Source organism: Paenibacillus sp. O199, from assembly GCF_001636635.1.
Lineage (GTDB): Bacteria > Bacillota > Bacilli > Paenibacillales > Paenibacillaceae > Paenibacillus > Paenibacillus marchantiae.
In genome coordinates this window covers 104,604-117,557 of sequence record NZ_LGRP01000013.1, presented here as the reverse complement: position 1 = coordinate 117,557, position 12,954 = coordinate 104,604, and the positions used below count along the sequence as shown (strand labels likewise).

Genomic DNA, 12,954 nt, shown 5'->3' with positions numbered 1-12,954 from the left:
CTGTGACCCATTCACGCAAGCGTACAGGAAGAGGTCCGCTCGCCAGAGAGGCCCAGATCGCGGGATGGCTGTTCGTATCGCCGATGGTGCTCGGGTTCACCCTGCTGCTGCTGTTTCCAATGGGTTTGGCGCTATACATGAGCCTGACCGACTGGCCGCTGCTGGGGGATCATCATTTTATTGGACTGGAGAATTACCGGAATGTGATGACAGACGCCATGTTCTGGAAGGTGCTTGCCAATACAGTCTATTTCACTGCGGGGCTTGTGCCGCTTAACATTGTGCTCGCTCTACTGCTCGCGTTGCTGCTATCCAGAAGTTTGCGCGGTATCGGAATTTTTCGAACAGCCATCTTCGTTCCGGTCATGACCTCGCTGATTGTATGGTCCATCGTATGGAAGCTGATGTATGCGACAGAGTCGGGACTGATCAATCAGCTTCTGTTAATGATAGGCATCAAGGGTCCGGCCTGGCTCTACAATCAGGATCTGGCGATGCCTGCGGTTATTGTGACGAGTGTACTGAAAAATGTGGGGCTGAATATGGTGCTGTTCATTGCAGCCATTCAGCAGGTGCCGCGTTCACTTTACGAAGCGGCAACACTGGACGGCGCGGGCAGAAGGGGAACTTTCTTTCACGTCACGCTGCCCATGATTACGCCAACGGTGTTTCTAACCATGGTCATGACCGTGATTGGCTCGCTTAAGGTGTTTGGACAGATCTACGTCATGACACAGGGAGGGCCGAGCAACAGCACGAAGGTATTGGTCTATTACATCTGGGAAAAAGCATTCAAATTATTTCAGTTCGGCTACGCCTCTTCGCTTGCCTATGTGCTGTTTTTTATCGTGCTAATTCTGACGCTGCTGCAATGGCAGCTTCGAAAGAGGTGGGTGTTCAATGAAGGCGATGCCTAATCCTTCGGTTCGTAAGACATGGAGTGCCCTTGGGACGTATTTGCTGCTGACACTGATCTCGCTGATCATGATTGTTCCATTTATCTGGATGATATCGACGTCATTCAAGGAACCTCAGAGCATATTTACCTATCCACCACAGTGGATACCGGATACCTTCCGATTTCAGAACTACATCGATGTCTTTCGATTGATTCCGTTTCATCGATTTTATTTTAACAGTGTATATATTGCTGCTGTGGTTGTGCTGGGTACGGTGTTCTTTGCATCTCTCGCTGGGTACGCATTTGCCAAAATTCCGTTCAAGGGACGTAATGTGGTATTTCTCATCCTGCTGAGTGCGATGATGATTCCCCATGAGGTGACGGCAATCCCGATGTTTCTGTTCATGCGGCAGCTGGGGTGGATTGATACACATCTTCCGCTGATTTTATTGCCGATCTTTGGGGCGGGCGGTGTGTTTGGCATCTTTGTGATGCGGCAGTTCTTCATTACGGTACCCACCGAGCTGGAGGAAGCGGCGATGATTGACGGCTGCAACCGCTTCCGGATCTATGCGCGAATTATGCTCCCAATTGCCAAGCCCGGTATGGCTACGCTGACGATCTTTACTTTTGTGACAATCTGGAATGAGTTTTTCGATCCGTTGATTTTCATTAACTCGCGAGAACTGATGACGCTTCCGCTTGGGTTATCCCTGTTCACGGATGAAGTGGGTACAGCCTGGCAATATCTGATGAGTGCCACCGTCATGGCGACCCTGCCACTTCTGATTGTCTTTTTCCTGGCACAACGGCGCTTCATTGAGGGAGTTGCTATGACAGGACTGAAAGAGTAGTCCATGTAATAGAACGGAAGGAGTGATAACTTGAGTGAACGGATAAGTATGAGTATGAAAAAGGAAGAAGCGGATGTGGTTGTTGTGGGAGGAGGTCCGGCGGGAATAGCAGCAGCCATTGCTGCTGGACGACAAGGTGTTCGAACAGTGCTGGTGGAGCGGTACGGGTTCGTTGGTGGAATGTCGACTGCCGCTATGGTGTACCCCTGGATGACCTTCCATACGGAGAGTGGTGAGCAGGTGATTCGAGGCATCGCCCAGGAAATCGTTGACCGACTGCAGGCGCGCGGCGGCTCTCCGGGGCATCTTCGGGATACGGTTGGATTTGTGCATACTGTTACGCCTTACCATCCAGCGATCTATCAGGTGGTTGCGGCGGAGATGCTGCAGGAGGCGGGTGTCCGGTTGTTATTGCACAGCTTCGTGGATGAAGTGGTTATGGTGGATGATCGGGTAAAAGCGGTACGCCTGACGAACAAGTCTGGTCGAATGGAGCTCCAAGCGAACGTATTCGTGGATGCCAGCGGTGATGCGGATGCGGCGTATCTTGCGGGCGCTTCTGTTGCAAAGGGGCGAGATGGCGATCACCAGTCACAGCCGATGACCATGAAATTCCGAATGCGTGGTGTGGACCTTGGACGAGTGAAGCAATACATGCAGGAGCACCCGGAGGATTTCTTTGCCAAAACCCCTTTCTCCGAACTGGACAGTATTCCGTTAACCGGGGTGAGCGGCTTCTATTCCCAATGGAAAAAAGCAGGTGTACCGATTAATCGTGATCAGGTATTGTTTTTTACCGGACCGGCTGAAGATGAAGTATTGATTAACTGCACCCGGGTGCAGGGGTTGGATGCTACAGATGCAGAGGATCTGACCTCTGCTGAACAGGAAGGCAGGAAACAGGTGCTGATGATCGCTGAGTTTCTGCAGCGTGACGTGCCTGGATTCGAGCGGGCTTCGATCTCAGCGGTAGCACCGCAGATCGGTATCCGTGAATCCAGGCGAATCATCGGACACTATGCATTGACCAAGGACGATGTGGTTGCAGGGAAAAAGTTTGACGATGTAATCGCCAGAAGTGGCTATCCGATTGATATTCATGATCCCTCCGGTCAAGGCGTCGTAGCGGCTTTTATAGAAGGAGACGGAGCATACGATATTCCGTACCGCTCTCTGATTTCCCGAAATATTCGCAATCTGCTGGCGGCAGGTCGTTGCATCTCCACCACACATGAGGCCCATGCAACGACAAGGCTGACTCCAAGCTGCATGGCTACGGGGCAGGCGGCGGGAACAGCAGCAGCTTTAGCTGTTCAGATGAAGCTAGATCCGTTGGAGCTGCCGGTAGCGGTGCTGCAAAAGGAACTACGCCGTAACGGAGCAGCGATTTGAGGAATGATTCCTGTGCGAGCAGACTATCATGAAATCTAAAGAAGACTCCAAAACCACTATTGAAGTGGAGCTGGAGTCTTTGGGTTGTAATGGAAGCATCGGTCATCCGATCATCAAGTCATTCGTGCTTCAAGCCGCCGTGCCACAATGGACAACGTGTAGTTGATGACGAAGTACAATACGGCTGCGAGCAGCAGGGCAGGGATGACGTAGTCGAAGCTCTGACCACCGAGGATCTGCACATTGTGCATCAGCTCCGGCAGGGAGATGATGATCGCTAGTGAAGTATCCTTCAGCAAAGAGATGAACTGACTCACCATCGGTGGCGACATGCGCCGCAAAGCCTGGGGCATGATGATGCCGCCAAGTGTCTGCATGTAGCTCAGGCCGGAGGAGCGGGCGGCTTCCACCTGTCCGCGTTCGATCGATTTGAGTCCGCTGCGGACAATCTCTGCGATCATGGCGCCTTCAAACAGACTTAGTCCAACAACCGTGGACCAGAAGACGGACATTTTGATCCCGAGCTGGGGAAGTACGATATGAATGAAGAAAATGATCAACAGCAGCGGCAGATTGCGGATCGTATCCACGATGACGGCCACAATCTGTGACAGGACCGGAATCCGGGTGTATCGAACGGTACCGAGCACGGTGCCGAGAACAAAGCTGAATACAATCGACAACCCTGCCACTTGCAGGGTAATCAGGAATCCGTGCAACAGGAAACGAAGGTTGGGCCAGGCGTAGGCCCCGCTAAAGTCCATAGATCATCGGCCTCCTTCTGTGAGTAGGACAAGATTTAGAGTGGATGTTTGTTTTACATGGTGACCTGGCCCGTTGGTTTGGTCTTTTTTGGTTTGCCTTTGGTACGGCTGGCGTCAGCATCACTTTGTCCGAAACGGCGCTCCATATAGTGAACCAGGAAGCTGAGCGGTAAGGTCAACACCAGGTAGAACAGTGCAACAATGGTGTAGACGCTGAGCGGCAGGAACGTATCCGAGTTGATCAGATCGGCAAAATACATCAGATCCATGCCAGCCACGACCGCTAGGATGGATGAGTTTTTGACCAGATTGATAAACTGGTTGCCAAGGGACGGCAATACAATCTTGATCGCTTGTGGCAAAATGATCAGGTTCATGGCCTGTACGTAGGACAGACCGGAAGATCTCGCAGCCTCTAACTGCCCGCGAGGGACCGTCTGAATACCCGCTCGAATCGCTTCGGCAATGAAAGCAGCCGTATAGATGGTCAGACCGAGTGTACCCGAGATGAATCCATCCAGTGAAATGCCGAGTGCCGGCAATCCGAGATAGAAGAAGAATACGACAAGCAGCAGCGGGATGTTACGGATAAACTCCACAAAAGCCGTGCCGATCCAGTTGAGCGGTTTGATGGGGGATATCCGAAAGATAGCCAAGATTGCACCCAGAATAAAGCTGCCAATCAAGGCCATGATGCTCACCTGAATGGTGTTGAGGAACCCTTCCAGAAATCGATCCGAATGTTTGATCAGTACGCTGAAGTCCAATTTGCCCATGTAGGCGAAGCCTCCGTTCTCCAGATGTAGAAGCGGCGATTGCGTCCTGCTCATGCATTGCATATCACAGGCGAAGTCGCCACTTAACCATCATTAATCGGGGTTACTCTGGCTTGCTGCCCAGCCATTTTTCATGCAACGTATCATATTCACCGCTGTCCTTCAGGTTTTTGAGCAGGCTGTTTACTTCTTCGACGAAGGCTGTGTCGCCTTTACGAATTGCTATGCCGTAAGGTTCACTCGTGAAATTGCCACCAACCAGCTTGTAGTTGTTATCCGTCTGCTGCATGCCGATCAGGATGATGTTATCGGTCGTCAGAGCTTCGCCTTTACCCGCTTTGAGGGCTGTGAAGGCATCCTGATAGTTATCGAATTCCAGCACCTCGGCGTCCGGGGCTTTTTCGCGAATGTTTTGCGCAGAAGTCGAGCCTTTGACGGCAAGTACCTTCACACCGCTGAGACTTTCGAGACCTGTAATTGCGCTGTCGTTTTTCACAAGCAGGGACTGCCCGGCTTCAAAATAGACATCACTGAAATCCACTTGTTCCTTGCGTTCATCTGTAATCGTCATCGTTGCGATGATGAGATCAATGTCGCCGTTTTGCAGCATCGGAATGCGCGTTTTGGACGTTACTTCCTTCAGTTCTACCTTCGTTTCGTCTCCAAGAATCTGTTTGGCGAGTGCTTTGGCGATATCAATATCGAATCCTTCGACTTCGCCACTTGCGGGGTCCTTCAAACCGAACAATTTGGTGTCGTATTTCACGCCGGCAATGAGCTTGCCACGCTCTTTAATCTGTTCAATCGTGCCTTTGGCTTCGGTACTCCCACCAGAACCACCGCTGTTGCTACTTTCCTCTCCAGTGCTACAACCGGACAAGACAAGGGATAGAATCAAGACAAGCATAAACGACGGCCACTTTAATACATTTTTCATTTGGTAAAGACCCCTTTCAAAATGGATTATTCTCAGTGGTGAATCAGACGACTCAGGAATTGCTTGGCCCGTTCTTCTCTCGGGTTGTCGAAAAATTCAGCGGCGGAGGCTGCTTCCACAATTCGGCCTTCATCCATAAAGATGACTCGGTCTGCGACCTCGCGGGCGAATCCCATCTCATGTGTAACAACGACCATTGTCATCCCGTTATGTGCAAGAGACCGCATGACATCCAGAACTTCCCCGATCATTTCGGGATCTAGTGCAGAAGTGGGTTCGTCAAAAAGCATGATTTTGGGCTCCATGGCAAGACCTCTTGCAATGGCTACCCGCTGCTGTTGTCCACCGGACAACTGGGAAGGATAACTGTCTGCCTTGTCGGCAATGCCAACCCGGGTCAAATACTTCATCGCCGTAGAGGCTGCCTGTGCTTTGGGCTGTTTACGCACCTTCATGGGTGCAAGGGTAATGTTATCGATGACTTTTTTGTGAGGGTAGAGATTGAAGTGTTGAAATACCATGCCGATGTCACGGCGGAAGAGGTTGATGTCCACCTTTTTCTGATGTAAAGGGACACCACTGACGATAAGTTCACCTTCGGTAATCGTCTCCAGACGATTGATGCAGCGGAGCAATGTACTTTTGCCTGAGCCGGAAGGGCCGATAATGACAACGACTTCTCCTTCTTCAATGTGAAGATGAATATCTTTTAGGACATGAAAATGGCCAAAATGCTTCTGGACACCCCTAAATTCAATCAAGAGACCCCATCCTTTCTGCAACGTCTGTTTGTAAAAGGAATAATAAGGAATAAATTGAAACTAGTTATTTAATCATACATACTCATCCTGCTAAAGGCAATTGGTTTGTGATAAAACATGACATAAGTAATGGGTTTTATAGGGCTATAGCCAGTAATTATGTTATATATTTGTTATATTGCTAGCCTCTTTGTGACGAATCCTGACAGAAAAATGAATCCATTCTCCTAGTTGTTTTACAACCATTGGAATAGATGTATAGAGTATACTGGAAGGGATGTTTACTTTATGACTCTGATCATAAAAACAAATAACATCAAATTCTGAATCGTACATGGCAAAAAAGCTCAACCTTATGCCCTATGGCATTGATATGATGGAGCGAGAATGCGCTTTCCAGTAAGTAATGCAATATTAAAAACAGTCCGATCCAATTATAGGTAGAGAGGATGTTCTGAACGATGAATACATATTACTCCCCACTGGGTACAGGAGAAGGTGTTGAATCCCATACGAAAGCTTATGAAGTGAGTTTACCTGTCATCCCTGCACGGGATTTTCAGATTACGGATTATGGTGCGGTAGGGGATGGCTTGACCGATAATACCGAGATGTTTCGACTGGCTATAGCAGCTTGTGCAGAAGCGGGCGGTGGCCGAATTGTCATTCCGGCGGGTGTTTGGTTAACGGGTCCGATTGTTCTCCGCAGTCGAATTGAGCTTCATGTTCAGGCGGGTGCTCTGGTTACGTTCAGCCGTAATTTCGATCAATATCCCCTGATTGCGTCCAGCTTCGAAGGTTGGCAGGCAGTGCGGTGTCAGTCGCCTATTGATGGTGAGCAGTTGGAGGATATTGCGATCACGGGTGAGGGGATTTGGGATGGCGGTGGAGAGGCATGGCGTCCGGTGAAACGATCCAAGATGACGGCCTCGCAGTGGAATCGACTGGTTTCCTCGGGCGGTGTGGTGGAGCAGACTGGCGGAGACGAAGCCATTTGGTGGCCCTCGACTTCTGCTCTTGAAGGCGGTGCGATTGCGAATCGTCTGCATCTGGAGCAAGTGTGTGATGTGGCTGCTTATGACGAAGTCAGAGACTTTTTGCGTCCTAACATGGTCAGCTTGCGTCAATGTAAACGAGTGCTTTTGGACGGACCGACGTTCCAGAACTCGCCTGCATGGAATCTGCACCCCTGGGCATCCGAGCATGTCACGATTCGTAACGTGAGTGTGCGGAATCCATGGTTTTCTCAGAATGGTGATGGGCTGGACATCGAATCCTGCCGTCATGTCGTTGTGGAGCAGAGTGTATTCGATGTTGGTGATGATGCGATCTGCCTGAAATCTGGCAAGGATGCAGAAGGTCGTGAACTCGGTCTGCCCTCGGAATATATTACGATCCGCAATTGCACCGTGTATCACGGTCATGGCGGTTTTGTCATTGGCAGTGAAATGTCTGGTGGTGTGCGGCATGTCCGGGTCTCGGACTGTACGTTTATTGGAACGGATATTGGGCTTCGCTTTAAAAGCGCGCGTGGGCGCGGCGGGGTCGTTGAGGATATTCAGGTGGAGCGCATTTATATGAAAGATATCATTATGGAAGCTATTTCGTTTTCCTTTTTCTATGCCAATCAGGAGGGTTCCGCTCGTGGTAGCGACTTGACTCAGGAGGTCAGTGAGGAGACTCCGGTGTTCCGGGATATTCGGATATCGGATGTGGTCTGTGCAGGAGCGGAAACCGCGTTATTGGTGAGTGGACTGCCGGAAATGCCTCTGGATGGTTTGGTCATTCAGGGATATACGGTGACGGCTCGTAATGGGGTGCAATGCGCTCATGCGAAGCACCTGCGAATCGCCGAAATGAACGCACATATTACCGATGGATCGTTAATTCATTTGCATCAGTGTAAGGGTGCGGAACTGGAAGCGATTGAGGGTGTAGGCGCGGACGGTCGGCTTCTGATGGTGACAGGACATGAATCGGCAGGAATCGTATGCCGGGAAAGTGATGCAGATACAGAGGGACGCCAAATCTCCGTTGGTCCTGAAGTAAGAAGTGGTGTAATTATCCGCAGGTAAGAAGGGTTCGACTTAGTATACGCTTAGCATATCACCGCGGGCATCTCCTGGCGCGCGGTGTCATGATAGGGTGTCATATGACAGGTGTCCGGCTTCGCCAGTCGCTTCCAAGATCTATCGATGTTCTTTGCGATAGCGAAGCGGCGTGGTCCCAGTCACCTGTTTAAACGTTTTATTAAAATGGGCTGTATGCTCAAATCCGACCTTCTCCGCAATCATTTGCACCCGTTCCTGAGTGGAGAGTAAACGTCTCTGTGCCTCCCGAACCCGGGTAACACGTAAATATTCACTGAAGCGAAATCCGGTAAAACGGCTGAACATCCGGCTCAAATAGGATGGACTGATATAAAATCGCGCTGCGGCCTCTTCCAACGTAAGGGGCTCGGTATAATGATTGTTCACATAAGTGACGATCTCACTGATCTTATCCTGCATGGGATGATGCGGGGCCGGAGAGGATTGCCGAGTATCTTCTTCAACCCGGTGGATCTGAATCAGGATCTGGGCAAGCAGGCTTCTCACCACGATGTCATAATGAGGTCGGCGCTCCCTGCATTCTTGCAGCATCTGCCATAACATTCGTTCGATCTCGGGCTGTTCCGCATCAGGAAAGTGCAGCAGCCTTGAACGATCGAAGGGAAGCAGACCACATATTCCAAGCTCCATCCCGGTGGCAAAAGAAGGAGAGAATCCGATCAGGATTCGTTCAAAGCCGGGAATACTTCCTTTGGACGTCGTATGTACATCATGGGGATTGATCAGGATCAAATCACCTTTGCGGGCGGTAAGAAGCTGACCATTCATGGAATAGACGCGTTCTCCTTCAAGCAGGTAATACAGTTCATAAAAAGGGTGGGCGTGAGGCTGTGGCATGGCGTTCCCTTCGTGTCTGCTCATGTGTTCAATGGTGAATGAACTCTCGCCAATTCGATATTTGGGTCCAATCCGATCCTCTATAACACTCATAACACGTCTCCCCTCTGCGCCAGCTGATTTACGGTTAATATCCATATCATAACGGAAAATCCAGTTTGTTGTAAACGCTATCATTTGAATAGGGGTCCGACCAGACGAAATGAATAGCATACGGGTGGAATGATTTTCGGCAAGCTTATATATGCTGTAAAGGTGACAAAAGTCTATTCATGTTTTACAGTAGGGGGAGTGAGACTAACCTCTGGATAGGGGTGTCTCCAATTCGATTTGGAAGGAAGGAAACAGAATATGACGACACATGAATTATCGCCACTCGTTGCTGCATTGAATATGCAGCCGCACGTTGAAGGCGGTTGGTATAAGGAAGAATGGAAGGCATCGTACCAAATTCCACAATCCGTACTGCCGGATACATACTCAGGCCCTCGATTCTCGGCAAGTTCGACGTACTTCCTGCTGCACTCCCATGAAGTCTCGGAATGGCATACCGTTTTGTCCGATGAGCTTTGGTTGTGGCATAGCGGCAGTCCAGTAGAATTGAAATTGGGCGGCAACGGGGAAAACCCCGAAAATGAAGAAGTGCTCGTGTTGGGTATGGATATTGCTGCGGGGCAATCGCCGCAGGTACTCGTTCCAGCCGGAGTATGGCAAACTGCACGTCCGCTGGGTGATGAGCCTGTACTGGTAACGTGTGTTGTAGCACCAGGTTTCCATTTTGATGATTTCAAACTGGTTTCCAAAGGCTAATATAACTATAAATGAATAAGCAAAATCCCGATCCAGGTGCGTGTGCGTCCAGATCGGGATTTTTTGATGTTTTCTAGCTTGATTATATATTGAGGTTAGAAGTTAAAATTGTCCGGATCGGAACCAAAGCGCTTATTCTCGTTCAATTGATTGATGCGCTCGATTTCTTCCGTGGTCAACTCAAAGTCATACAGGTCCGCATTATCGCGGATGCGCTGTGGTGTAACGGATTTAGGTATGGTCACAATGCCATTTTGCAGATCCCAACGCAGAATGACCTGTGCCGGTGACTTGCTGTACTTGGCAGCGATGTCCTGAAGAAGCGGATGCTCCAGCAGATGTCCCTGACCCAGTGGGGACCAGGCTTCAATCTGGATCTGATGTTTGCTGCAATACTCCCGTAGCTCCGTTTGAATCAATAGCGGATGCAGTTCCACCTGATTCACAGCAGGTTTAATGGTGGCATCGGTCATCAGGTCCTCCAGATGGTGAATCTGGAAGTTACTTACCCCAATGGCGCGGATGCGTCCTTCCTTATGCAGCTTCTCCAGCGCTCTCCAGGTATCCTTGTACTTGCCTTTGACAGGCCAGTGGATCAGATAGAGATCCAGATATTCCAGTTCGAGTCGTTCCATGCTTGCTTCAAAAGCCGCCAGTGTGGATTCATAACCTTGATCCCCGTTCCACACTTTGGTGGTAATGAACAGATCCTCGCGGGCGATTCCGGATTCACGAATACCCTGAGCTACGCCGGTTTCGTTGTTATACGCTTTTGCTGTATCGATACTGCGATAACCTGCCTGGATAGCCGTTTTGACGGCTTCAACCACTTCTTCTCCATCTTTAACTTTGAATACACCAAAACCCAGCCAAGGCATTTTGACTCCGTTATAAAGTGTCGTTGTGTCCTGCACGTGTTTCATGGTCCGAAATTCCTCCTCTGATTCATTCATTATTCCATTATGTAATTACCCTGTTGACCGCCGGCCAATCCTAAATGGAGGGCCGTCTGTATTGATTATACTAAAACCTTTTTGGTAATGGAAAAGAATACGACCATTTCGATAGGAAAAACCCCTCTTTTATCCTTTTTCGCCAGCCAGAGGTTTGGTTTTGACGCTTACGGGTGATAAGATGAAGTATACGAAATATGGAAACCGAAGCTTTCCTATGGAAGCAATCACATGAAGAACAGAAGAGCACGGGAAAGTTGGGTGTTATTGAACCCGTGTGATTAACGATAAAGGAGTAAGAATACAATGGCTAAACCTAAACAAACCAAAAAAGCAGCAGCTTGGTCTCTCGTTATTATGGGAGCGGGATTTGCCGCATCATTGCCGTTTCAAGGCGGTGTAGTAGGCAAACTGCTGGTAGGGTCATTTGAAGCGGGATTGGTAGGTGGACTTGCGGATTGGTTCGCCGTAACAGCGTTGTTCCGTCATCCACTGGGTATTCCGATTCCCCATACGGCTTTGCTGCCTAAGAATCGGGACAAATTGACTGAAGGCCTTGTCTCCGCGGTGGAAAACAACTTGCTGAACAAGGATAGCATCACCGAGAAAATTGCGGGCTTCAAGGCGGCAGAAATCGTTCTGGATACCATGACAAGGGAACTTCACAACGATGGAGTCAAAACCATGATCGATACGCTCTGCAAACGAATCCTTGCAGGCCTGCCGTTGGAGCAGATTGCTCCACTGGTTGCGGGCGAGATCAAATCACAGGCGGGAGCCTTCGACCTGGGTCCGATTCTGGAACGGGCTTCGATCCAGATGAGTGAGCGTGGTTATGATGCCAAAGCACTGGACTATGGTCTGAAGCAGGCAGAGGAATGGCTGGTGAAGCCGGAGACGATCATGTTTTTGGGTGAAAGCGGCCTAAAGGCAATCAGTGGTATCCAGATGAACGGATTAATGCAATTTGCGATGAATGCGTTCATGGGTTATCTGAACGAGGAGCGTCTGGGCAGTATTTTGCAAGGATATCTGTTTGACCGGGTGGAGGACATGAAGCGGGAGGGTAGCGCTCTTCGTTACAAAGTGCTAGATCTGTTGCGAACCCAGGCTATCCGGCTGGCGATGAGTGAAAGTGTGCAGGATGGAGTCAACGGCTGGAAAAACAACATGCTGGATGGATGGAACGCAGAGGAAACCGTGCTGAACAAACTCACTGAATTGAGGGAAAAGGCGCTCGCTGCAATGGAAGATGGCCAGTATGTGGAGACGTTTGCTCTACCCGCGATTGAGCGGGTATTGTCTGATTTGCGGTCAGACGATGCTTTATTGGCTGGATTGAATGCAAAGATTGTGGAAGGTGTAACGACGCTGCTGGAGAAAAACCATTCCAAAATCGGCAACCTCGTACGCGAAAATGTCGACAAAATGGATAATGCCTCACTGATCTCCTTGATTGAGGATAAGGTAGGACAGGATCTGCAGTGGATTCGGATTAACGGTGCTGTTACCGGATTTATAATCGGGATTGCACTGACCGCCCTGCGGATGGTATTGGAGTAACTCATTGATAATGGCAAGATTAGGGCCGCTCTCTGGAGCAGGCTCTTTTTTTGTCTGGGCAAATGATAAATAGAGAAATGATGCAAAAACAGTTGAATTGGGTAATGTACACCCGAATGCTCTATTGGAATCATTTAGGAACAAAGTTACATAAAAACGATGCCAACAGCCGATGTGATCATGTTGATTTTGTACTATGATGCAGATAACAGAAGAAAAGAGTGGGTATACGAATATATTTAATGATAAAGAAAAGGTGATTGATATGAAGTTGGAGCGACGACTCGCATGTATA

Annotated in this window: 12 protein-coding genes; 6 read left to right on the top strand and 6 right to left on the bottom strand. The window is 49.5% G+C overall.

Annotated elements, in window-relative coordinates:
• The first annotated feature begins 2 nt into the window (after window positions 1-2).
• Genes A6049_RS19585 through A6049_RS19575 form a run of 3 tightly spaced genes read left to right on the top strand, consistent with a single transcriptional unit; the run spans window position 3 to window position 3,147 of the window.
• Complete coding sequence (locus A6049_RS19585; RefSeq protein ID WP_079695868.1) at window positions 3-917, top strand: carbohydrate ABC transporter permease; 915 nt, start codon at window positions 3-5, stop codon at window positions 915-917.
• Entirely contained in the window at window positions 901-1,755 is an 855-nt protein-coding gene (locus A6049_RS19580) for a carbohydrate ABC transporter permease (protein ID WP_063566274.1), read from the top strand. Before A6049_RS19585 ends, A6049_RS19580 begins: the two co-directional genes overlap by 17 nt.
• A 54-nt stretch (window positions 1,756-1,809) precedes the next feature.
• Window positions 1,810-3,147 (top strand): FAD-dependent oxidoreductase, encoded by a 1,338-nt coding sequence (locus A6049_RS19575; protein WP_063566315.1) that lies wholly within the window; start codon window positions 1,810-1,812, stop codon window positions 3,145-3,147.
• A 113-nt stretch (window positions 3,148-3,260) separates the two neighbouring features.
• On the opposite strand, the gene A6049_RS19570 is transcribed toward A6049_RS19575, so the two are convergent.
• From A6049_RS19570 to A6049_RS19555, 4 genes are all read right to left on the bottom strand, one after another.
• Entirely contained in the window at window positions 3,261-3,911 is a 651-nt protein-coding gene (locus A6049_RS19570; RefSeq protein WP_063566273.1) for an amino acid ABC transporter permease, read from the bottom strand.
• Between the two features lie 53 nt (window positions 3,912-3,964).
• A complete protein-coding gene (locus A6049_RS19565) occupies window positions 3,965-4,687 on the bottom strand; it encodes an amino acid ABC transporter permease (protein ID WP_063566272.1) in 723 nt (240 codons plus the stop codon).
• Window positions 4,688-4,790: 103 nt separating this feature from the next.
• Entirely contained in the window at window positions 4,791-5,624 is an 834-nt protein-coding gene (locus A6049_RS19560) for an ABC transporter substrate-binding protein (protein ID WP_063566271.1), read from the bottom strand.
• Between the two features lie 32 nt (window positions 5,625-5,656).
• Window positions 5,657-6,385: an amino acid ABC transporter ATP-binding protein gene (locus A6049_RS19555; RefSeq protein WP_063566270.1), complete on the bottom strand. Its 729-nt coding sequence runs from the start codon at window positions 6,383-6,385 to the stop codon at window positions 5,657-5,659.
• A 461-nt stretch (window positions 6,386-6,846) separates the two neighbouring features.
• Here A6049_RS19555 and A6049_RS19550 point away from each other — a divergent pair, with 461 nt between their 5' ends.
• Window positions 6,847-8,460 (top strand): glycoside hydrolase family 28 protein, encoded by a 1,614-nt coding sequence (locus tag A6049_RS19550; RefSeq protein ID WP_063566269.1) that lies wholly within the window; start codon window positions 6,847-6,849, stop codon window positions 8,458-8,460.
• A gap of 114 nt (window positions 8,461-8,574) precedes the next feature.
• Here A6049_RS19550 and A6049_RS19545 read toward each other — a convergent pair whose 3' ends face one another.
• A complete protein-coding gene (locus tag A6049_RS19545; RefSeq protein ID WP_063566268.1) occupies window positions 8,575-9,426 on the bottom strand; it encodes a helix-turn-helix transcriptional regulator in 852 nt (283 codons plus the stop codon).
• Between the two features lie 258 nt (window positions 9,427-9,684).
• Here A6049_RS19545 and A6049_RS19540 point away from each other — a divergent pair, with 258 nt between their 5' ends.
• The gene (locus A6049_RS19540) at window positions 9,685-10,143 is read left to right on the top strand and encodes a cupin domain-containing protein (RefSeq protein WP_063566267.1); all 459 of its coding nucleotides are present in this window, start codon (window positions 9,685-9,687) and stop codon (window positions 10,141-10,143) included.
• 95 nt (window positions 10,144-10,238) lie between these two features.
• On the opposite strand, the gene A6049_RS19535 is transcribed toward A6049_RS19540, so the two are convergent.
• Window positions 10,239-11,066 (bottom strand): aldo/keto reductase, encoded by an 828-nt coding sequence (locus tag A6049_RS19535; RefSeq protein WP_063566266.1) that lies wholly within the window; start codon window positions 11,064-11,066, stop codon window positions 10,239-10,241.
• 336 nt (window positions 11,067-11,402) lie between these two features.
• Here A6049_RS19535 and A6049_RS19530 point away from each other — a divergent pair, with 336 nt between their 5' ends.
• On the top strand, window positions 11,403-12,659 hold the full coding sequence (locus tag A6049_RS19530) for a DUF445 domain-containing protein (protein ID WP_063566265.1): 1,257 nt from the start codon (window positions 11,403-11,405) through the stop codon (window positions 12,657-12,659).
• Window positions 12,660-12,954: the final 295 nt, after the last annotated feature.